Source organism: Diaphorobacter sp. LI3, assembly GCF_022807955.1.
GTDB classification, from domain to species: domain Bacteria; phylum Pseudomonadota; class Gammaproteobacteria; order Burkholderiales; family Burkholderiaceae_C; genus Diaphorobacter; species Diaphorobacter nitroreducens.
The window spans coordinates 2,809,288-2,829,266 of sequence record NZ_CP094346.1 but is presented as its reverse complement, the minus strand read 5'-3'; the positions used below and the strand labels follow the sequence as shown (position 1 = coordinate 2,829,266).

General features: G+C 64.7%; 20 protein-coding genes. 14 read left to right on the top strand and 6 right to left on the bottom strand.

The features are described from left to right. The first annotated feature begins 50 nt into the window (after positions 1-50). Together MRB47_RS13100 and otnI are read left to right on the top strand one after the other, a co-directional pair. Entirely contained in the window at positions 51-1,217 is a 1,167-nt protein-coding gene (locus tag MRB47_RS13100; protein ID WP_252100908.1) for a DUF4382 domain-containing protein, read from the top strand. Positions 1,218-1,294: 77 nt separating this feature from the next. Continuing rightward, the gene (otnI, locus tag MRB47_RS13095) at positions 1,295-2,122 is read left to right on the top strand and encodes a 2-oxo-tetronate isomerase (protein WP_252100907.1); all 828 of its coding nucleotides are present in this window, start codon (positions 1,295-1,297) and stop codon (positions 2,120-2,122) included. A gap of 117 nt (positions 2,123-2,239) precedes the next feature. On the opposite strand, the gene MRB47_RS13090 is transcribed toward otnI, so the two are convergent. Then, positions 2,240-3,106 carry a universal stress protein gene (locus MRB47_RS13090; protein WP_088888505.1) on the bottom strand — a complete coding sequence of 289 codons (867 nt, stop codon included), beginning with the start codon at positions 3,104-3,106 and terminating at the stop codon, positions 2,240-2,242. 147 nt (positions 3,107-3,253) lie between these two features. Continuing rightward, positions 3,254-4,186 (bottom strand): LysR family transcriptional regulator, encoded by a 933-nt coding sequence (locus MRB47_RS13085; protein ID WP_252100906.1) that lies wholly within the window; start codon positions 4,184-4,186, stop codon positions 3,254-3,256. Between the two features lie 96 nt (positions 4,187-4,282). On the opposite strand from MRB47_RS13085, the gene MRB47_RS13080 reads away from it, so the two are divergent. The 4 genes from MRB47_RS13080 (at position 4,283) to MRB47_RS13065 (ending at position 8,538) form a co-directional block, all read left to right on the top strand. After that, positions 4,283-5,635 (top strand): acyclic terpene utilization AtuA family protein, encoded by a 1,353-nt coding sequence (locus MRB47_RS13080; protein ID WP_252100905.1) that lies wholly within the window; start codon positions 4,283-4,285, stop codon positions 5,633-5,635. Positions 5,636-5,644: 9 nt separating this feature from the next. After that, positions 5,645-6,007 carry a hypothetical protein gene (locus MRB47_RS13075; protein WP_011805082.1) on the top strand — a complete coding sequence of 121 codons (363 nt, stop codon included), beginning with the start codon at positions 5,645-5,647 and terminating at the stop codon, positions 6,005-6,007. A gap of 198 nt (positions 6,008-6,205) precedes the next feature. Next, positions 6,206-7,405: a tyrosine-type recombinase/integrase gene (locus tag MRB47_RS13070; RefSeq protein WP_003056225.1), complete on the top strand. Its 1,200-nt coding sequence runs from the start codon at positions 6,206-6,208 to the stop codon at positions 7,403-7,405. Further along, complete coding sequence (locus MRB47_RS13065) at positions 7,402-8,538, top strand: YhcG family protein (RefSeq protein WP_003056224.1); 1,137 nt, start codon at positions 7,402-7,404, stop codon at positions 8,536-8,538. The genes MRB47_RS13070 and MRB47_RS13065 overlap by 4 nt, the downstream gene beginning before the upstream one ends. A 45-nt stretch (positions 8,539-8,583) precedes the next feature. On the opposite strand, the gene MRB47_RS13060 is transcribed toward MRB47_RS13065, so the two are convergent. Next, on the bottom strand, positions 8,584-9,372 hold the full coding sequence (locus tag MRB47_RS13060) for a hypothetical protein (protein ID WP_003056223.1): 789 nt from the start codon (positions 9,370-9,372) through the stop codon (positions 8,584-8,586). 6 nt (positions 9,373-9,378) lie between these two features. Next, positions 9,379-10,281, bottom strand: coding sequence for a WYL domain-containing protein (locus MRB47_RS13055; RefSeq protein ID WP_003056222.1), 903 nt, complete (start codon positions 10,279-10,281; stop codon positions 9,379-9,381). Between the two features lie 89 nt (positions 10,282-10,370). Here MRB47_RS13055 and MRB47_RS13050 point away from each other — a divergent pair, with 89 nt between their 5' ends. The 8 genes from MRB47_RS13050 to MRB47_RS20005 all read left to right on the top strand — a co-directional run bounded on the left by MRB47_RS13050 (position 10,371) and on the right by MRB47_RS20005 (position 18,663). Further along, entirely contained in the window at positions 10,371-11,564 is a 1,194-nt protein-coding gene (locus MRB47_RS13050) for a hypothetical protein (RefSeq protein WP_003056221.1), read from the top strand. Beyond that, positions 11,561-13,816, top strand: a complete 2,256-nt coding sequence (locus MRB47_RS13045; protein WP_011517546.1) for a Mov34/MPN/PAD-1 family protein — start codon at positions 11,561-11,563, stop codon at positions 13,814-13,816. Before MRB47_RS13050 ends, MRB47_RS13045 begins: the two co-directional genes overlap by 4 nt. Positions 13,817-13,861: 45 nt before the next feature. Then, complete coding sequence (locus MRB47_RS13040; RefSeq protein ID WP_003056219.1) at positions 13,862-14,932, top strand: hypothetical protein; 1,071 nt, start codon at positions 13,862-13,864, stop codon at positions 14,930-14,932. A 376-nt stretch (positions 14,933-15,308) separates the two neighbouring features. After that, positions 15,309-15,659, top strand: a complete 351-nt coding sequence (locus MRB47_RS13035) for a DUF2958 domain-containing protein (RefSeq protein ID WP_003056217.1) — start codon at positions 15,309-15,311, stop codon at positions 15,657-15,659. A 63-nt stretch (positions 15,660-15,722) separates the two neighbouring features. Beyond that, positions 15,723-15,959 carry a hypothetical protein gene (locus MRB47_RS13030; RefSeq protein WP_252100904.1) on the top strand — a complete coding sequence of 79 codons (237 nt, stop codon included), beginning with the start codon at positions 15,723-15,725 and terminating at the stop codon, positions 15,957-15,959. A gap of 121 nt (positions 15,960-16,080) precedes the next feature. After that, a complete protein-coding gene (gene istA, locus MRB47_RS13025) occupies positions 16,081-17,625 on the top strand; it encodes an IS21 family transposase (protein ID WP_252100662.1) in 1,545 nt (514 codons plus the stop codon). A gap of 36 nt (positions 17,626-17,661) precedes the next feature. Beyond that, positions 17,662-18,399, top strand: coding sequence for an IS21-like element helper ATPase IstB (istB, locus tag MRB47_RS13020; protein WP_011805003.1), 738 nt, complete (start codon positions 17,662-17,664; stop codon positions 18,397-18,399). 141 nt (positions 18,400-18,540) lie between these two features. Next, a complete protein-coding gene (locus MRB47_RS20005; RefSeq protein ID WP_411275760.1) occupies positions 18,541-18,663 on the top strand; it encodes a hypothetical protein in 123 nt (40 codons plus the stop codon). 142 nt (positions 18,664-18,805) lie between these two features. On the opposite strand, the gene MRB47_RS13015 is transcribed toward MRB47_RS20005, so the two are convergent. Both MRB47_RS13015 and MRB47_RS13010 read right to left on the bottom strand, forming a co-directional pair. Then, positions 18,806-19,105, bottom strand: coding sequence for a hypothetical protein (locus tag MRB47_RS13015; RefSeq protein ID WP_003056213.1), 300 nt, complete (start codon positions 19,103-19,105; stop codon positions 18,806-18,808). Between the two features lie 147 nt (positions 19,106-19,252). Continuing rightward, a complete protein-coding gene (locus MRB47_RS13010) occupies positions 19,253-19,441 on the bottom strand; it encodes a hypothetical protein (protein WP_200868035.1) in 189 nt (62 codons plus the stop codon). Positions 19,442-19,979: the final 538 nt, after the last annotated feature.

Sequence of the window (19,979 nt, the reverse complement as noted above, 5' to 3'; positions counted from 1 at the left end):
GTCTGACGGCACCTTCCTCGGCAAGAAAAACCCCGGAGGCGATGAACATCATGCGCACGAAAACCCTCTCCTGTTGCAAGTATCTGGCTGGCGCCACCGCGCTGGCTGCCCTGGTCGCCTGTGGCGGCGGCGGTGGTGATGGCGGTGACGGTAGCGGCACCGGCACGCTGAAGCTGGCGCTGACCGATGCCCCCAGTTGCGGCTATGACGCGGTGAACGTCACCGTGCAGAAAATACGCGTGCACCAAAGCGCTACGGCGGCGGATGACGCTTCCGGCTGGCATGAGCTCACGCTGAACCCCGCGCGCCGCGTGGACCTGCTGTCGCTGACCAACGGCGTGCTGGAGGAACTGGGCGAGCTGCCGCTGCCCACGGGCAAATACACCCAGATGCGTCTGGTGCTGGCGGGCAATGGCGGAGCGGCCCCCTTCGCCAACTCCGTCGTGCCCACAGGGTCGGGCGAAGTAGCGCTGACCACGCCCAGCGGCCAGCAAAGTGGCGTGAAGATGAACGTGAACATCGACATCGCCGCCAACCAGATGGCGGACTTCGTGCTCGACTTCGACGCCTGCAAGTCCGTCGTGACGGCCGGCGCATCGGGCCGCTACCTGCTCAAGCCCGTGGTGGCGGTGATTCCGCGCCTGGTCTCTGGTGTGCAGGGCTTCGTCGAACCCGTTGCTGGCGCTACGGTGACGCTGCAGTCCCAAGGCGAGGTGGTGCGCGCCACCGTGCCGGACGCCTCGGGCCGCTACCTGCTGCGGCCGGTGGTGCCGGGCAGCTACACGCTGGTGCTGACGGCACCCGGCCGCACCACGGCCGTGGTGACCCAGGTGCCGGTGCAGTCCGAGCTGGTCACCTCCGTCGGCACGTCCACGCAGGCCGTAGCGCTGCCAGCATCGCCCGTTGCCACCGTGAACGGCACCACTTCGGCGGATGCCTGGGTGCGGACCCTGCAGCCGCTGGCAGCCGCTGGCACGGTGCAAGTGTCGGCCAAGCCCGTGGACGGCGTGACCGGCGCCTACAGCTTCACGCTGCCCACGGCCGCCCCGCTGGTGGCGCCGTATGCCGCGGCGCCCACTCCGCTCGTGTTCACGGCCGATGCCGGAGCCGCAGGGCGCTACACCCTCCAGGCGCGCCTGGCGGGGCAGGCCGACAAGCAGCAGGCCCTGACGCTGGGCGCGGGAACGACCCAGACGGTGAACTTCACGTTCCCCTGAAGCCCGCCACGCGTTCCTAGAATGAAGGGCGCCAGTCCGCGACTGGCGCCCTTTTTTGTGCGAACGCCCTTCCTGTCATGCCTCGCCTCGCTGCCAACCTCTCCATGCTCTACGCCGAGCATGCCTTCCTGGACCGTTTTGCCGCTGCCGCGCGCGACGGCTTCCGGGGGGTGGAATACCTCTTTCCCTACGACCATCCTGCGGAGCAGATCGCGCAGCGCCTGGCCGAACATGGACTGACGCAGGTACTGTTCAATGCCCCGCCGGGGGACTGGGCGGCGGGCGAGCGCGGTCTGGCCTGTCTGCCGGGGCGCGAGGCGCAATTCCAGGAGGGGCTGCAACAGGCGCTGCACTATGCGCAGGCGCTGCGCTGCGAGCGCCTGCACGTGATGGCTGGCGTAGTGCCGCCCGGGCTGGCGCACGCCGACGCACGCGCCTGCTACCTGCGCAACCTGCGCTGGGCCGCCGGCCAGGCCGGGCGCCAGGGCGTGCGGCTGATGATCGAGCCCATCAACGGGCGCGACATGCCCGGCTACTTCCTGCAGCGCCAGCAGGACGCCCATGCCGTGCTGCAGGAACTGGGCGCTTCCAACGTGCAGGTGCAGTTCGACCTGTACCACTGCCAGATCATGGAGGGCGACGTGGCCACGAAGATCCACCACTACCTGCCCACGGGACGGGTGGGGCATTTCCAGATCGCCGGCGTACCCGAGCGGCACGAGCCCGACCAGGGAGAGCTGCAGGTCGATTACCTGCTGGGCGTGATCGACGAGGTGGGGGCCACCTGCGGCTTCGACGGCTGGGTGGGCTGTGAATACCGTCCGGCGATTGCGGGCCCGGGCGGCACGTCGCAGGGGCTGGCCTGGGCGCGGCGCTGGGGTGTCGTGCCGCGCGGCGCGGATTGAGGGCGTTCGCCCCGGCGCGGGGCGGGGGCTAGCGTGGGGACGTCACAGTTCAGATAAAAAAGGCCTGAAGCGCTTATGCAGTAAGCGCTAGCAGCTATTGAATCGATAGTGAACCCGTCAGCGCAGCACCAGCACCGGCACGCTGCACAGCCGCAGCAGCGCGGTGGTGGTGCTGCCGACGATGAGCTGGCGGATGCGCGAGTGTCCGTAGGCGCCCAGTACCAGCAGTACGTTGCCGTGCGACTGCAGCAGGGCCGGCAGCGCCTCCTCCGGCACGCCCGGCACGATCTGCGTGGTGATGTCGAAGCCTGCGGCCTCCAGGTGTGACTGGGCGCTTTGCAGCGCTTCCAGCATCTCCAGCGTGGGCTCGCCGGCCAGGGCCAACAGGCCGGGCATGCCGCGCAGCAGCGGGCTGCGGCCCACGGCCTCTACGGCGCGGCGCGCGGTGGCGCTGCCGTCAAAGGCCACGACGAAGCCCGCCGGCGCCACGAACTCCGGCATGGTCACCACCATCACCGGCTGGCGCACGTTGCGCACCACGCCTTCCACACGGTAATCCAGCCGCAGCTTGCGCGCGGCGGTGGCGCGGTGCTGGCGCCCCAGCACGAACAGGCGCGCGCTGGGTTCGTGCTCCAGCAGCACGTCGGTCAGCTCGCCCTGGCGCAGCAGCGCCTGCAGCGAAGGCACGCGGGCGGCATCTACGCGCGCCTGGGCCTCGGCCAGCATGCGGCGCGCGGCCTCCTGAGCGACGTGGCTGCGCTCTTCATCGAGGGTATTCAGGCGCTGCAGCAGCAGGTCCTGCGCGCCCATGCCGATGACGCCGCTGTAGTCGCCCACGGGCGGCATGGGTTCAGGCCGCTCCAGTGCGTGCAGCAGCGCCAGGGGGGCCTGCAGGCGCTGCGCGGCCCACAGGGCCCCGTCCACCACGGCGTGGGTGGTGGCCAGCCCGTCGATGCAGGCATACACGGTGTCGTGGGTGTTCATTGCTTCCTCCTGCGCACGCATGTGATGGCCCGAGTGTGGCATCGCAGAGCGTGCAGTGCCACCGGGGTGCCCCGCAGGCCGTGGGCGCGGGTGAACGCAAGTTTCAGGGAAATCGGGCTCCAGCGCTTGTCCGTCAAGTGCTGCCAGCTATTGTTTTGATGGCATTTCGGGATGCATCGGCCGCTGCTGCATCACCCGTGCGTACAGCGCCTGCGCGGCCACCGACAGGCCCCGGTCGCGCCGGCGCACCAGGTAGATCTGCCGCGTGAGCCCGGGCAGGGCCAGCGGCCGGGTGGCCAGGCCCTCCTGCTGGAAGTGGAACAGCGTGAGCGTGGGCACCACGCTGATGCCCAGCCCGGCCCGCACCATGCCCATGACGGTGGCCAACTGCTCCACCTCCATCAGCGTGCGCATGGCATGGGGATGGAAGGCCGCCTCCAGGTACTGGCGCACGCTGCTGTGCCGCGCGAGATGGATGAATGGCCACTCGGCCAGGGCGCGCCATTGCGCGGCGGCGCTGCGCCGGCCGGCGGGCAAGGGCTGCCGGGCGAGCGGATGGTCCGCGCGGCAGACCAGGTGAAAGCCGTCCTCGCAGAAGGGCTCGGCCTGCAGCTCGGGCGTGTCCGCGCGGATGGCGGCCAGCGCGAAGTCGGCCTTGCCCGTGGCCACGCGCTCGATGCAAGGCTCGGACAGCACGTCGGCAATGTCCAGTTCCACGCCCGGGTGCTGTGCGCGAAAGCCGGCCAGCACACCGGGCAGCCACCCTGCGGCCAGCGAGGGCAGCAGCGCGACGGACACGCGCCCGCGCCGCAGCAGTGCGGCGTCGCGCAGCGTGGCCAGCGCGGCATCCACCTCGGCGCGAATGCGCAGCGCCGACGCATGGAAGTTCTCGCCCTCGGCCGTCAGGCTCACATGGCGCGTGCTGCGGTCGAACAGGCGCAGACCCAGGTCGTCCTCCAACGCGCGGATGAGCGCGCTGAAGGCCGGTTGCGACAAGTGGCACTGCGCCGCGGCGCGCGTGAAGCTGCGCTGCGCCGCCAGGGCAAGGAAGGCGTCGACCTGCCGTGTGGAGATATTCATTTGATATCCAGATGAATTGATCTTGACAATCTATTTCACAGAATAACCTGCCGTGCCTACAGTGCGCCCTGGAGACATTCCCCAAGGACCCCTGTAATGGCGAACCCCTCACCCCTGCTCATCGGCTGTGCGGCCGGCTTCTCGGGCGACCGCCTGGATGCTGCCGCACCCGTGGTGCAGGCGCTGGTGGACAGCGGCCGGCCCGGCGTGCTGATCTTCGAGACCCTGGCCGAGCGCACGCTGGCGCTGGCCCAGCTGGCGCGCCGCGCCAATCCCGATGCGGGCTATGAGCCGCTGCTGGATGAGCTGCTGCGGCCGGTGCTCGCGCAATGCGTTCAACACGGCGTGCGCATCGTGAGCAACTTTGGCGCGGCCAATCCGCGGGGCGCTGCGCTGCGTATCCAGCAACTGGCGGCCGAGCTGGGCGCGCGCCGCCCGCGCGTGGCGGTGGTGCACGGCGACGACCTGAGCGGCGCACAGCACCGCGCCGTGCTGGAACGGGCGCTGGGCCCGTCCATGCCCGCGCAGCCCATCGTGAGCGCCAATGCCTACATTGGCGCGGAACCCATCGCCCAGGCGCTGCGCGCGGGGGCCGACATCGTGGTCTGCGGCCGCGTGGCCGACCCTGCGCTGGTGCTGGGCCCGGCGCTGGCGCACTACGGCTGGTGCATGGACGACTGGGACCGCCTGGCGCGCGCCACCATGGCGGGCCACTTGCTGGAATGCGGCGCGCAGGTCACGGGCGGCTACTTTGCCGACCCGGGCTACAAGGACGTGCCGGGCCTGGCCTGGCTGGGCTACCCGATCGCCGAGATCGACGCCGACGGCCATTGCACCCTCACCAAGCCGCCGGGCACGGGCGGGCGCGTGGACGAGCGCACGGTCAAGGAGCAGCTGCTGTACGAACTGCACGACCCCGCCGCCTACCTGACGCCCGACGTGGTGGCCGACATCACCCAGGCGAGCGTGGCGCAGGTTGGCAGCGACCGCGTGCACCTGCAGGGCGTGCGCGGCCATGCGCGGCCGCCGTCGCTGAAGGTGAATGTGTGTTTCGAGTCCGGCTGGTTTGCCGAGGGCGAGATTTCGTATGCCGGCGCGCGCGCCGAGGAGCGCGCCCGCCTGGCGGGCGACGTGCTGCGCGAGCGGCTTGCGAGCGTGGCACCGCTGCGCGTGGACCTGATCGGCGTGGCCAGCGTTTGGGGTGACGACGCAGGGCGGTGGCTGGCGGCGCAGGCAAGCCAGGGCGCGCAGGACGTACGCCTGCGCGTGGCGCTGCAGCACCGCGACCATGCCAGCGCGCAGCGCCTGGTGCGCGAGGTGACGGCGCTGTACTGCTGCGGCCCGGCGGGGGGCGGCGGTGTGCGCACGGCCATGCGCCCGCGCCTGGGCACCGTTTCCTGCCTCGTGCCGCGCGAGGCGGTCAATCCTGGCTACACGCTGCTGGACTGAAGGACCACGATGAACCCTACCGATCTCACGGTTCCCCTGTACCGCCTGGCGCACGGCCGCACGGGTGACAAGGGTGACCGCTCCAACATCAGCGTGATCGCCTGGCACCCGGCCCTGTGGGACGTGCTGGTGCAGCAGGTTACCGAGGAGGCCGTGGCGCGCCAGTTCGCGGCGCGGGGGCCCACGCGCGTCACGCGCTATCTGCTGCCCCAACTGCAGGCGATGAATTTCGTGCTGGATGGCGTGCTGGACGGCGGCGTGAACGACGCGCTCAACCTCGACAGCCATGGCAAGGCGCTGTCCTTTCTGTTGCTGGACCTGCCGGTGCGGATGCCGGCGGCGCTTGTACACCACCTGGCCGGAGCGCATTGACGCGCGCCGGCGGCATTTTTCATTTCACCATGACTCCAGCACCGAACTTTGCTGGACTACGCCGAAGCCCGATACAGCAGGTTTATCAATAACTTAGGCGAGTCCAACATATGCCGGTGCTTTCCGAAACCTGACCCGGCTTCCCCTCTGATGGCCCCTACATGGCTCTTGGGAATCGGGTCTTTCCGAGGAGTCATCGTGGCAAAACTCAAGCTCACCAAGTCCGCAGTCGATGCGGCACAACCCCAGGCGCAGGCCGTCGAACTCCGGGACACGCTGGTGCCCGGCTTCCTGTGCAAGGTTACACCAGCGGGCCGCAAGGTGTTCATGCTCCAGTACCGCACGAACGCTGGCGAGCGGCGCAAGCCCGCCCTGGGCCTGTACGGGGAACTGACCGTCGAGCAGGCCCGCTCGCTGGCCCAGGAATGGCTGGCCGAGGTGCGCCGGGGCGGCGACCCCAGCGCGGCCAAGGCCGCCGCCCGTTCAGCCCCCACGGTCAAGGAGCTGTGTACCAAGTTCATGGAGGATTACTCCAAGCAGCGCAACAAGCCCAGCACCCAGCGCGGGTATCAGGCCGTCATCGACCGCTGCATCGTTCCGATGCTGGGCCGTTTGAAGGTCCAGGACGTGAAGCGCCCGGACGTGGCCACGGCGATGAAGAAGATGGCGCACAAGCCGGCCGAGGCCAACCGTGCTTTCAGCGTGATGCGCAAGATGTTCAACCTGGCCGAGGTGTGGGGCCACCGGCCTGACGGCACCAACCCCTGCCGCCACGTCCCGATGTACCCCAACGGCAAGGCCACCCACCTCATCAGCGACGAGGACATGGGCAAGCTGTTTCGGCGACTGGAGCACATCGAAGCCGAGGGTCTGGAGAACTACGTCATCCCGCTGGCGATCCGCCTTCAATTCGAGTTCGCCGGCCGCCGCTCCGAAATCGTGACGCTCCGATGGGATTGGGTGGACCTGGACAACCGCCGCGTGGTCTGGCCGGACAGCAAGACGGGCGGCATGTCCAAGCCCATGAGCGAGGAAGCCTATCGACTGCTCTCGACGGCGCCACGGCAGGAAGGCACTCCCTATGTGCTGCCGTCTCCAAGCCATCCCGGCAAGCACCTGACCACGGGCGAGTATTACGGCGGCTGGAGCCGCGCCCTCAAGGCGGCGGGCGCCACGCACGTCGGCACGCATGGCATCCGCCACCGCTCCGCGACCGACATTGCCAACTCGGGCATCCCGGTCAAGGTCGGCATGGCGCTGACGGCGCACAAGACCGTGGCGATGTTCATGCGCTACGTCCACACCGAGGACGATCCGGTGCGCAAGGCGGCCGAGCTGGTGGCGAACCGGCGCAAGACGATCACCGAGGCGCAGCGGCCTGCGGAGGTGGCTGCATGACCAAGAAGGCGCCTGCGATGGCGGGAGTCGCACCCGCCGCCGTGCCTGCCGGCTACGCCGGCATCCACGGCGGCATCGTGGATCTGCTCGATGCCGCGCGCCAGACGGCAGCGCGCAGCGTCAATGCGCTGATGACGGCCAGCTACTGGGAGATTGGCCGCCGCATCGTGGAGGCCGAGCAACAGGGCAAGCGGCGCGCGGGTTATGGCGAGCAGTTGATCGAGCGGCTGGCAAGCGACCTCACCCAGCAGTTCGGCCGTGGCTTCAGCCGTCAGAACCTGCAGCAGATGCGGTCGTTTTTTCTGACCCGGCCAATTCGCCAGACAGTGTCTGGCGAATCTTCCCCGGAGCCAGTGCGGCCTTGGCGGCTGGACGAGCTGGCGCAGGTCTTCACGCTGCCGTGGTCGGCCTATGTGCGGCTGTTGTCGGTCAAGGACGAGCATGCGCGCCAGTTCTATGAAGCCGAGGCCTTGCGCGGCGGCTGGAGCGTGCGCCAGTTGGATCGGCAGATCGGCAGCCAGTTCTACGAGCGCACGGCGCTGTCGAAAAACAAGGCGGCGATGCTGGCCAAGGGCGCGGTGGCCAAGCCCGAAGATGCCGTCGCGCCCGGCGATGCCATCAAAGACCCCTATGTGCTGGAGTTCCTCGACCTCAAGGACGAGTATTCGGAGTCCGATCTGGAGGCCGCCTTGATCCGGCGGCTGGAAGACTTCCTGCTCGAATTGGGTGAAGGGTTCACCTTCATTGGACGGCAGCGGCGCTTGCGCATCGACCAGACCTGGTATCGGGTGGACTTGCTGCTGTTCCATCGCAAGTTACGCTGCCTGGTCATCATCGACCTGAAGCTGGGGAGTCTGACGCATGCGGACGTGGGCCAGATGCACATGTACTGCAACTATGCCAAGGAACACTGGGCCTATCCCGAGGAGAACCCGCCGGTGGGGCTGATTCTTTGTGCCGACAAGGGGCTCGCCCTGGCGCGGTATGCGCTGGAGGGCTTACCCACCAAGGTCATGGCGGCGAACTACCGGATGGTTCTGCCGGATACCGATGTGCTGCAAAAGGAACTGGAAAGCACGCGGCTCTTGCTGGAGTCTCGCGGAACGATTCGTCCCAAGACGTGGAAGCGGTAGACACACCTGCGGAGCTATACGCCTGTTTGGAGATTGGGCAGAACCTCAGTCTGTAGTCGGTTTTACGGCTTTCTTCCGTGAGGAGGAAGAAGGCAACGACGGCAAACATTCAAACAAACGTTCCGCATAGACGAATCCCATCCGCCTTACTGCGTCCTGATCGAAATACAGTAGCCATGCGGCAAGTAGCGCCAGCGAAATGAGCAATGTCAAGCCTGCGGCAAGCCCTGGATCGGCAAGGTGCACCAAGTCAAATTGGAGAGGTGCTACCTGCAAAATCTTTGCAATCAACAATCCGTAGACGACGCCCATGAGGCACGACAGGATACCGACAGGCTTCATCGCCAGCATGTTGCGATGAAATCCATAGGCGATGTTCTCTTTCAGCAAGAGCTGCTTGTTGGAACGCGTGAGTTCGCGAAGCCGCTTAGTGGCACCGATGTAGATGTCGTCTGCCTTGTCTGGGTTTGCTGATTCTTCTTCTGCCGTTGGCATGGCGATACCCAACTTGGCAGTGATCGCCGTGTGATAACGCTGCTTGCTGACACCATCAAGGAACTTGTCGCGGTGGCGTAGTGCGATGGTCGTGGGCATGCCACCCCATTTTGAGACCAGCATCTCTTCAAGTTTTTTACCACGTCCGCGCGCTACGCTCGCGAGTGCATAGATAGCGCCGCAGCCGCCCAGCAGGCCGATCACACCTGTAAGCACAGGGTGCCGAGCCCCGTAGACGCACAACAGCGGCACCAGCACGGGTAAGGCCACAAGAAGGCCAGGGATAACACGTGCCTTGCGCTCGTAGGGGTCTTTGACCAGTTCAAAAATTGTTGTCATGTGAAGTCAGGCCTGTGCCGCCAAGGCGTCGATATAGGGTTGGATTTCATCGCGGTTTTTTAGCGTGATCTGCTGTGCGAGGGGGTCTGGTGCTTCCTTGGTATGCAAACCCAAACGTCTCAGCGTGTAGTACAGAAACGCTTGGCGGCATGGAAGTTTGACCTCTCCATCTTCCATGCCGTAGTCCAACTCTAAGACTCGTTTCTTGGCTGCAGGCAAATCGGGATGCGGTGCAAGTACCAGCGTCAATACAGTTTGCCAATGCGAATCTTGGTTGGAGTCCACTTGGGTCGCCTCGAAGCCATCGATGCGCAGGATTCGAGCAAGGACGAAATCGCTGAAGCGCTGGCGCTTGTGGCAAAACGCGCGCATGTGCCAGCGAAAACCGTCATTGCCAAGGGCGTGGGGAGACAGCAAGCGAACCGATTCATCCAACGACGTCATGGACTGGTAGCTCACCAGAATGGATTCCTGCTGGCGGATTGCGCGCACCACTGCTTCGACGGTCTGCTCATTGATCGTGCGCCAAGGGGACGGGGCCCAATCTGTCTCCGGCGCGGAGCCGATGAAGCTGGCCGTCGGCTCGACAATTCCCATCTTTGTCGCTAGCAGTTCTGCTAGATAGCGTTGCGCCGAGCTTCGTTGGTAAAGCGGGTGAAAACTCTGCGCTGCCGTGTAGGTCTTGGAGCTGCGGTCGTAAGTCAGGTTGCTCGGCGCCAACTCCATGTACTTGGAAATGTCCAGCGATGCCTGCGGGACCGAAATACCAAAGTGCTCGGTGAGATCCATCCGGTTGATGCGCCGCTCCCAGCGCAGACGGAAATCGATGAATTGAAGTCTGCTCTCCAGCCCCCAACTTAGCCCCTTAGGCTCAGCAGGTTCGGCGGCAGGAACGGAAGGTTTTTGCATCAGTCACGCCTAAAAAGTAGACGGATATAAAAAATCGTCGTACATTAACTATACGCGATCATCCTTCGGTCGTCTACCCGGAGACCCCAGTGCCTACAACCATCACGTTTTTTCCCGTCGACAACGGGGACATGACCCTCATCAAGTTCGGCGATCTCGACGCGACGACTCTGCTGATCGACGTAAACATCAGGCAAGACGCCGACGACCCTGACGGGGAGGCGCGCGATGTCGCCAAGGATTTGCGCGAACGACTGAAGAAGGATGAGAACGGCAGGCCGTATGTCGATGCGTTCCTGCTGAGCCACCCGGATCAAGACCATTGCCGAGGGTTGAAGCGACACTTCTACCTAGGGCCACTCGACAAGTACCCGGACGACAAGAAGGACGACAAGGACAAGAAAATCGTGATCCGCGAGATGTGGTCGTCCCCGATCGTGTTTCGACGCGCCAGCAAGACGCACACCTTGAGCGACGACGCCAAGGCATTCAACACGGAGGCGCGTCGGCGCGTGCAACTGAACCGTGACAAGAATTTCGCCGTCGGGAACGGTGACCGCATTCAGATCATGGGCGAGGACATCGACGGAAAAACCGATGATCTCACTTCGATTGTGCGGAAGGTGGACACGCGCTTTTCAACGATCAATGGCAAGAGTTCCGCATTCTTTTCTGCGTTTCTTTTGGCTCCACTGGACGCCCAGGATGACGAGGAAGAGGAAGAGTGCCTGGTCAAGAACCAGTCCAGCGTTATTCTGAACATCACGTTGGCGGCTGACGCGCAGACGCCGGATGGTGCGAAATTCCTTACTGGTGGCGATGCTGAGGTGTTCATCTGGAACCGCCAGTGGCAACGCCACAAGGCTGAAGCAGATGTGCTTGAGTACGACATCATGCAGGCGCCTCATCATTGTTCCTGGCATTCGCTGTCCTATGACAGCTGGTCCGACTACCGTGAAAAAGCCAAGCTCGATGCTGATGCTCGCAAGGCGCTTTCGCAGACCCGTGACGGCGCCGTCATCGTCGCCAGCTGCAAGCCGATTGCAGATGATGACAGCGATCCGCCCTGCATCCGTGCGAAGCGTGAGTACGTGACGATCGTGGACGAAGCAAAAGGCGAGTTCTACTGCACAGGCGAGTACCCCAGCGAAAAGTCCGTGGAACCGCTCGTTTTCACCGTAACCGCTCAGGGTGTGCAACCTCCCTCGAAGAAGGAGTCCGGATCGAAGGCCGCTGCCGTGGTGACCTCTGCGCGCACCCCCATGCCGCACGGAGCATCATGACGGGCACCATCGCAGACGCACTGCATCAACTTCAGCGGCATCGAGGCCTTATCCGCGTTGGCGAGCCAAGGACAACTGGTGCATCGACGGAGATTGAAGTCGATGTTGCGGTCCAACTGCCGAACAGGTCTCGGCGCAATGGTATCTCTGAGACCGGAGTGCGCACCGTCGAGACGTGCGTGCTGGTATTCGGTAGTGACTGGCCCCTGTCTGCACCCGAGCCCTTCTTACGTGCGGACTTCCCGCTCAACTTGCCGCACATCAACCCCCATCGCCAAGGCGAGTTAGTCTCGCCGTGCCTATTCGAAGGGTCGTTGAACGAGCTGCTGCATCGGTTTGGCCTGGACGCCGTTGTCGATCAGTTGATCGACTGGCTGCACAAGGCCGCGGCCGGAACACTCCTGGACCTGGAGCAGGGGTGGGAACCAACGCGCCGAGACAGCTGTCCTTCGACCGTTGTATTCAGTGCCGAGAAGGTCGCGGCCGCCGCTCCCGCTGACGGCACGATTCTGGTGGTTCCCGCAGGCTACGTGACGATCGATGGCGGTCTGTACGCCATCATCAACGCCGAACTGACCGCACAAGTCGATCCTGTGTTTTATCAGGATGTTCACAACGACAAGCTGGGCAAATGGGGGAACGGCCATGCCGCGGCCTTCATCGCGCGCGCTCCGATGACCGACGGCCTCCCGCATGTGATCGGACGCTATCAACCAGAGACAGTTGTCGATCTCGCGACGCTGCTCGATCGAGCAGCGGAGCTTGGTATTGATCGCGACGCTTTGGCCCAGGAAGTGGACGGTTATTTCGGACGCTCAATCCTGGATATGCGACAGGACTCGCATGGCTGGGTGCATGGTTTGTACGCGATTGTGATTCTGGCTGTGCAAAGGCCAGCGTCGCTTGTGGGCTCGCCAGGGAGGAGTGTCGAGGTATTGCCCTATGTGGTGCGCTATGAACTCAACGCTCAATCGCTCCTGGAGCGTAACGCCACGGTTCACCCGGCCTTTCACGCGCATGCGTTGTCTCCTGAACTGCTGGCAAGGACGTCCGGCATTCCATACGCAGCCACATCACAGCCGCTGGTCGTGCTCGGCTGCGGAAGCGTGGGATCGAAAGTCGCGATGCAACTGGGGCGAGCGGGCTTTGGTTCGATGACTTTCGTCGACAACGAACCCATGTCGCCTCACAACGCCGCGCGGCATGCACTCATTGAGCGGGCATCAGTTCTGGTTCCGCCTCGGAAGTCGGCGCTGATGAAGACAGCCTTTGAATCGCTGTCGCATCTTCAATCGCGAGCGTTCGACACCGACGCAGTGACTCTTTTGGTCGATCCGGAACAGTTTGCGGCAACCGTTCCGCAGGATGCGGCCCTCATCGTGGATGCGACGGCGTCACTTCAGGTGCTGGCTGCAGAAACACAATCGGCAGCGTTGGATCAATCCCCAGCCCGATTGGCACGGATCGCGATGTATGGTCAGGGGCGCTGTGTGGCGGTATTGCTCGAAGGAGCTGGCCGTGCCGGCCGAGTTGACGACCTCACGGCGTTCTTGTTCGAGTGCTGCCGGTTTGCACCGGAACTGCGTGCGTCGATTGCCGGCGAGACGTCTGAGCCGACTCGGATTTTCGTGGGTGACAACTGTCATTCGCTGACGATGCCTATGTCTGACGCCGTTGTTTCGCGGTCGACGTCACTGGCCGGCCTGCAACTGGAACGATGGCTCGTTGATGGGCTTCCGAAGGAAGCGACGCTTTGCGCCGGAATCTCAGATGCCGAAGGCCTTGGAATGGCATGGACCCGCGCCAGCCTTGGCCCGACCACTGCGCTTGAAGTCGCAGACGATGGTGGCTGGAACATTCGGGTCCTGTCCCCAGTTGCGCAAGCAATCCATGCTGATGCGCTGCGCTGGGGTGCTCTGGAAACAGGCGGCGCCTTGATCGGCCGCATCTCGTTTGAAAATCGAACCATCACCATTGCAGGCCTTGTTGAGGCACCGCCTGACAGTGTTCGAGAGGCCGCCCGCTTCGTCCTCGGAACCAACGGGCTTGTTCAAAATTTGCGCGCCGCAAACGCGGCCTCTTTGGGGTATCTCGCCTTTATAGGAACGTGGCACAGCCACCCGAAAGGCGGCGCACATTCGGGTATCGACCGAAATACATTGCGCGGCATCGCCGAGGATGCTGGCGGCCTTCCGGCCGTGTCGTTGGTATGGACTCCGACAGGACTCACGTGTGCGGTGGATCGCTGGTAGGTGCAAAGCCACCGGCACTTTGTTGGCATAAAACAAGAGGGATGTATGGCTGACTACTTCGAGATCGACTTTCTTGGCGTCGAAACAGCGAAAAGCGGGGACGCGATCACGCTGCGCTACTCGGTGAATGGCACCGAGGGCGTGCACGTTGTTGACGGTGGGTATCTGGATACGGGTGATCAGATAGTCGAGCATCTGAAGACGTACTATGGAACAACAGTCATCGACCATGTGATCCTCACGCACCCAGATCGCGATCACGCCAACGGACTACGAAAAGTCCTGGAGCAATGCACGGTCAGGAATCTTTGGATCAACCGGCCGTGGATATACGCGGACCAGTTGATCGATCGCTTTGAGACCTATGAATCGGTTGAAGCCCTGCGACGGAAGTTGCGCTCAATCTACGATGCCACGGCAATTCTTGAGGATATTGCGGTGGAGAAGGGAATTCCAATCCATGCCCCCCTTCAGGGGCAGAGCATCGGTCCGTTCGCGGTCATGGCACCTACCCTGGGGCGCTACTTGGACCTGATCGTGGACTCCGCGAAGACACCGGAAGCTGTCGAAGAAAGTGCTTTTGATAGCGCGCTGAGCAGCATATTCCGGGCAGTGAAGGCCGCGACCGCCTACATCAAGTCCCTGTGGGGCGAGGAATATTTCCCGCCTGAGCCGACCAGTCGTGAGAATGAAATGAGTGTGGTGCAGTCGGCTGTCTTGAACGGTCATCGCGTCATGCTTACTGGCGATGCCGGGCGTGAAGCACTGCAGGAGGTGATCGACTACGCACCTTTCGTGGGACTCGCGCTGCCAGGTATTCGGTATTTCCAAGTGCCCCATCACGGCGGGCGACACAACGTTTCGACCGAAGTCTTGGATCAACTGCTCGGCCCACGGTTGAACAGTATGCCGGACAAGCACCATTGGAATGCCATATGCAGTTCTGCCAAGGCGGATGAGGATCATCCGCGGAAGTCGGTGATTCGCGCCGTATTGCACCGGGGTGGGCACTGGGCGGCAACTGAAAGCCAGAACATACGCATCGGGGCAGGCATCACCCGCGATGGCTGGGTGCCGATTCCCCAGGCGGCGTATCCGGAAGATCAAGAAAATTGACAGCGCCTGAAGGCCAGCACCACTTTTCAACTGCCTGCTGACAACTTGGCCTGCATCCCGACGTTCCTTCGTCGGGCTCATGGGCTGCGCCCCGAGCTTCGTGCCGAATCGCAGTCATCCGGCTTCAAGCCCGGACGCTCTGATCTGGACTGACGCTTCGGACCTGCGCGCTACGCTTGTCAATACCGGGGTGGCTGCGTGGTGAGGTGTGGCGGCTTGCTGTTCCCTTCATCGTGCCACGGCGTGCTCGCCGTCAATGACTGCGCACCTTCGGCGCTTGCGGCCTGGCGGCCGTCTTCGATCTTTGACTGCTTGCGCTGCGCCGTGCCCTGCAAGGGCTGGGCAATTCCGCCCGGTAACCTTACAGGAGTTCACCATGAACCACGCATTCATCACGGACGAGCAGCGCATCGTGCTGCTGGCCAACGGCCGCGAATCCTTGGAGAACCCGGACTTCGATCCGGCCCCAGTGGTCAAGCTGTTCACGCCGGATGCCGGCGCGACCTGGCTGCTGACCGAGATTGATCCCGATGACCACGATCACGCCTTCGGTCTTTGCGACCTGGGCCTAGGGATGCCGGAAATCGGCTGGGTCAGTCTTTCCGAACTGGCGACCGTGCGCGGGCGGCTGGGCTTGCCGGTAGAGCGGGATCTGCACTTTCGTGCCGAGAAGCGGCTGAGCGCCTATGCGCGCGATGCGCGGCTGGCGGGGCGTGTCGTTGTCTGACCTGGTTCTGGGGCGCCGCAAGGCGCTCCTGAGCGTTCTCAATCATTTCAGGAGGTCAAGGCCATGAGCAGCCACCACGACTACATCCTCGAAATCACGGCAGAGCATGATGCGTTCAAGCCGTTCCCACCGGAGAACGGCCAGCCCTTGCGCTTTGCGCTCGGCGACGCGGTGATCTATACCAACGGGTTTGGCGCACAGTTCCGGTGCCGCGTCACCGGGTTTTATCGTCCCAGCGTGCGTATTCCACGCGATGGCGGACACGATTCCATGCTGATGGCGGACAGTGTTCCAGCGTGATGGCGGACAGTGTTCCACGCTGAAGGCGGACAGCATTCCAAACTGATGGCGGACACCTGCGGGGTGTTCTGAGTGACCCGAACGCGGCATACGCTGCCCGGTTTTTTGACCGGAACCAGCGATGCCCACACCCAGGGTCACCATGAGCAAACTACGACACACACTGCAACTGCTGCACCGCGGGGCCTTGAGCACCCGTCAAATCGGTGCCGCCCTCGGCATCTCCAAATCCACTGTCAGCGAGATAGCCAGCTACGCGCGCGTGGCCGGCGTGGACTGGGCACTGGCCCAGAGCCTGAACGACGACGAACTCCAGGCCCGGCTCTACAAGCCACCCGTGGCGCGCGAGTCCCGGCACCTTGAACCCGACCACGCCCACATCCACCGCGAACTGCGCCGACCTGGCGTGACGCTGCAGTTGCTTTGGGAGGAATACCAGCAACAGCACAGCGGGCAGGCGTACAAGTACAGCGCCTTCTGCGAGAAGTACAAGGCCTGGGCCCGGCGCCTGCAGCGCTCCATGCGCCAGACCCACACGGGCGGTGACAAGCTCTTTGTGGACTACGCCGGCCAGACCGTTCCCGTGGTGGATGCCGACACTGGCGAGATACGCCAGGCCCAGGTCTTCGTGGCCGTGCTGGGCGCATCGAACTACACCTACGCCTGCGCCACCGCCAGCCAGAAGACCACCGACTGGGTGGCCAGCATCATTAGCGCGCTGGAGTTCATCGGCGGCGTGCCCCGCCTGCTGGTGCCTGACCAGCCGCGCGCCCTCATGGCCCGACCCGACCGTTACGAGCCCACCGCGCACCGCCTGCTCGAAGAGCTCTGTGCGCACTACAGCCTGGCCGTGATGCCCGCGCGCCCGGCCAAGCCACGCGACAAACCCAAGGTGGAGGTCGCTGTGCAGGTGGTCGAGCGCTGGATTCTGGCCAGGCTGCGCCACCAGACCTTCTTCAGCCTGGCCGAGCTCAACCGGGCGATTGCCGCCTTGCTGGTGGACTTGAACCAGCGCGCGTTCAAGAAGCTGCCGGGCAACCGCACTAGCGCCTTCGCCGAACTCGACCGGCCAGCCCTGCGCCCCCTGCCGCCGGTGCGCATGCCCATCGCGCGCTTCAAACCCGCCCGCGTCAACATCGATTACCACGTTGAGCTCGATGGCCACTACTACTCGGTGCCCCACGCCCTGGTGGGTGAGCCGGTGGAGTTGCGCATCACGGCCGGCACGCTCGAAGTCCTGCACGGCAGCAAACGCGTGGCCGCCCACGCCCTCAATCCCCGACGGGGTGCACACACCACCACGCCCGAGCACATGCCGGCCTCGCACCGGGCGCACCTGCAGTGGACGCCGGCCAAGCTCATCGCCTGGGGTGAGCGCGTGGGCGCGGCCACCGCCGCCGTGGTGCGCTGGCAGATGGAGCACCGCCAGCATCCCGAGCAGGGTTACCGCTCCTGTCTGGGCCTCATGCGCCTGGGCCGTGAGTACGGGGCTGACCGGCTGGAGGCCGCCTGTGCGCGGGCGCAGTCGATTCGCTCACCGTCCTACAAGAGCATCGCCTCCATCCTGGGCTGCGGCCTGGACCAGCGGCCGCTGGATGCGCCGATGGCCGCACAGGCGAGCCTGCCGCTGCACGAGAACGTGCGCGGGCCGGGCTACTACCACTGAACTCCAACGTGCAAGCAAACCTAACAAGGAAGAACCATGCTCAACGAACAGACCTTGAACCAACTGCGCGCCCTGCGCCTGGACGGCATGGTGGCCGCCCTCAGCGACGCGGCCACCCACATCACGGCCAGCGAGCTGCCCTTTGAACAACGCCTGGCGCTGCTGGTGCAGCGCGAGGTGGACTGGCGTGACAGCAAGCGCCTGGAGCGCCTGTTGAAGGCGGCCCGCCTGAAGGTCTCCAGTGCCTGCCTGGAGGACATCGACTGGCGCGCCAGCCGGGGCCTGAGCCGAGAGGTCATCACCAGCCTGGCCGGCGGGGACTGGCTGCGCCATGGCCACAACGTGCTGCTCACCGGCGCCACCGGGTGCGGCAAGACGTGGCTCGCCTGCGCACTGGGGCAGCAGGCCGCGCGCCTGGGCTTCTCGGTGCTCTACACCCGCGCGCCACGGCTGCTGCAGGAGCTGCACGTGGCCCACGGCGATGGCAGCCTGGGCAAACGGCTGGCGCAACTGGCGCGGCTGGACCTGCTCATCCTGGACGACTTCGGCATCGCGCCGATTGCCGCGCACGAGCGAAACGACCTGCTGGAATTGCTGGACGACCGGGTGGGCACGCGCTCGACGCTCATCACCAGCCAGTTGCCGGTGACGGCCTGGCACGCCTGGCTGGACGAGCCCACGCTGGCCGACGCCATCCTGGACCGCATCGTGCACGGCTCGCACAAGATAGCCCTCAAGGGCGAGTCGATGCGCAAGCTCACCAAGGCCGTCTGAGCCGGCCGCGCCGACCGCCATTCCACGCTGATGGCGGACACTTCGGCTACGATTTGAGCGTCACTCAGGACACCCGCGCAACGTGTCCGCCATCGCCTGGAACGCTGTCCGCGATGGGAATGGAATCACTGTCCGCCATCAGTGGAATGCGCACCCAGCGGACTTTCGGGCCTGTACGCGCGCGGTGCGCGCTACCTGCTGGACTCGTCATCGCCGTGGATGCCGGTGTCGGAAGCCAGCCTGCGCCCCGACGACCCGGCCTGATGCCTTCGCGCCCCTGGCGGGGCGCTACGCGCTGCGCTTGCCTCCAGGGGAAAGCCCTGCGGGCTATCCCCGCCGCGCAGGCTTGGCGCCCCTCTCGCGCAGCGAACCGGCTGGTGCCGGATCGCTCCCTTCATGCCGGACATTACGATGGCACTTCGGGCGTGGGTGTGTCGGGTTCGTAGTCGCCCAGCCACTCGAAGAGACGTTCGATATCGCAGTCCAGCTGGTTCAGCGTGGCCTGGGCCATTGCGTACCAGGTGGTGCCGTCGTCCGTTTCTTCGGAGGCGGACAGCAGGACGTTGAGCTGTGCGCGCCGTCCCAGCAGGCGCTGCATCTCGTTGCCTACCGTCTTGCGGTCGGTGGTCCAGATGAGGGTCGGCAGAAAGATGCCAGGCCCTTCTGCTCCAGGCGCAGGCGTTCCGGGTTGCATGGGATCGCTCATGGTGGTTCTCCAGAAGGTGGAGATTCCACGGTAGGCATTGGCCCGTGACCGGGCCACTCGAAATTCGCGCTATTTCGGGGGGATTTCGGGATCAGCGCCGATCGGCCGTGGCGCAGTCATGCGGGCGGGCTGCCTTTGAGCCGGTGCTTACCAGGGCTTCCAGCGCCGCTGGGGTGTTTGCGGCACGGCGCCGAGCAATTGGATCGGCGGCAGTGCATGGGGCGCATTGTTCCTGGGGAAGCGCCGGCGCACTTCGCATTCCAGTTCGTGCGCGAGGCCGCGTGCGTCCTTCTCGCCGCGCAGTGCCCGTTGCCGCCAGTCTCGGGCCTGGGCCATCAGTTCATCGTCTTGTAGGGCTCGTATGTCCATGCCATTGCCATTTTGCCGATGGCTGGGTGGGTAGCTGTCCACGGGGATTTCATTGAAGTCATGTGGGCGTCCCCGGCCACCTGGGAGATGGCCGGTCGCGCTCTCGTGCTAGCGCATCGAGCCGCCTGCGGCGTCTCGCCCCCTTCGGGCTTCGATCGTTCCCTCACTCCGTTCGGCTGACGCCTCCGGCCCGGCTTCCAGCTTCGAGCCTGCGCGCTTCGCTTGCCGTGCGGTCGGCTTGTGGGATGGCCGTTGCCATGTCCAGTCCTCTTCCCTGACTTCATCACCTTGTCCGCGACTGTAGCCCGCGGCCGTGTGCCGTCAAGGCGCGCAGGGCCGTGTCCTCGGCTGCGCCTGCGGGCCGCCCCACCCTGCGCTTGTTTCCTTGACGGCCCCCGTCCGCGCGCTCCCTTTCGTCGCGGGCGATGAACTCAGGAAAGACGGTGGCAACAGGGCCAACCGGGTTCCTCGCGCCGACCGCACCGAACAGCCGAAAGGCTGGGCT

Bases quoted from the DNA above. Each gene is read 5' to 3' on its own strand.
- MRB47_RS13100 (WP_252100908.1), top strand. From the start codon at position 51: ATGCGCACGAAAACCCTCTCCTGTTGCAAGTATCTGGCTGGCGCCACC.
- otnI (WP_252100907.1), top strand. From the start codon at position 1,295: ATGCCTCGCCTCGCTGCCAACCTCTCCATGCTCTACGCCGAGCATGCC.
- MRB47_RS13090 (WP_088888505.1), bottom strand. From the start codon at position 3,106: ATGAACACCCACGACACCGTGTATGCCTGCATCGACGGGCTGGCCACC.
- MRB47_RS13085 (WP_252100906.1), bottom strand. From the start codon at position 4,186: ATGAATATCTCCACACGGCAGGTCGACGCCTTCCTTGCCCTGGCGGCG.
- MRB47_RS13080 (WP_252100905.1), top strand. From the start codon at position 4,283: ATGGCGAACCCCTCACCCCTGCTCATCGGCTGTGCGGCCGGCTTCTCG.
- MRB47_RS13075 (WP_011805082.1), top strand. From the start codon at position 5,645: ATGAACCCTACCGATCTCACGGTTCCCCTGTACCGCCTGGCGCACGGC.
- MRB47_RS13065 (WP_003056224.1), top strand. From the start codon at position 7,402: ATGACCAAGAAGGCGCCTGCGATGGCGGGAGTCGCACCCGCCGCCGTG.
- MRB47_RS13060 (WP_003056223.1), bottom strand. From the start codon at position 9,372: ATGACAACAATTTTTGAACTGGTCAAAGACCCCTACGAGCGCAAGGCA.
- MRB47_RS13055 (WP_003056222.1), bottom strand. From the start codon at position 10,281: ATGCAAAAACCTTCCGTTCCTGCCGCCGAACCTGCTGAGCCTAAGGGG.
- MRB47_RS13045 (WP_011517546.1), top strand. From the start codon at position 11,561: ATGACGGGCACCATCGCAGACGCACTGCATCAACTTCAGCGGCATCGA.
- MRB47_RS13040 (WP_003056219.1), top strand. From the start codon at position 13,862: ATGGCTGACTACTTCGAGATCGACTTTCTTGGCGTCGAAACAGCGAAA.
- MRB47_RS13035 (WP_003056217.1), top strand. From the start codon at position 15,309: ATGAACCACGCATTCATCACGGACGAGCAGCGCATCGTGCTGCTGGCC.
- MRB47_RS13030 (WP_252100904.1), top strand. From the start codon at position 15,723: ATGAGCAGCCACCACGACTACATCCTCGAAATCACGGCAGAGCATGAT.
- istA (WP_252100662.1), top strand. From the start codon at position 16,081: ATGCCCACACCCAGGGTCACCATGAGCAAACTACGACACACACTGCAA.
- istB (WP_011805003.1), top strand. From the start codon at position 17,662: ATGCTCAACGAACAGACCTTGAACCAACTGCGCGCCCTGCGCCTGGAC.
- MRB47_RS13015 (WP_003056213.1), bottom strand. From the start codon at position 19,105: ATGAGCGATCCCATGCAACCCGGAACGCCTGCGCCTGGAGCAGAAGGG.
- MRB47_RS13010 (WP_200868035.1), bottom strand. From the start codon at position 19,441: ATGGCCCAGGCCCGAGACTGGCGGCAACGGGCACTGCGCGGCGAGAAG.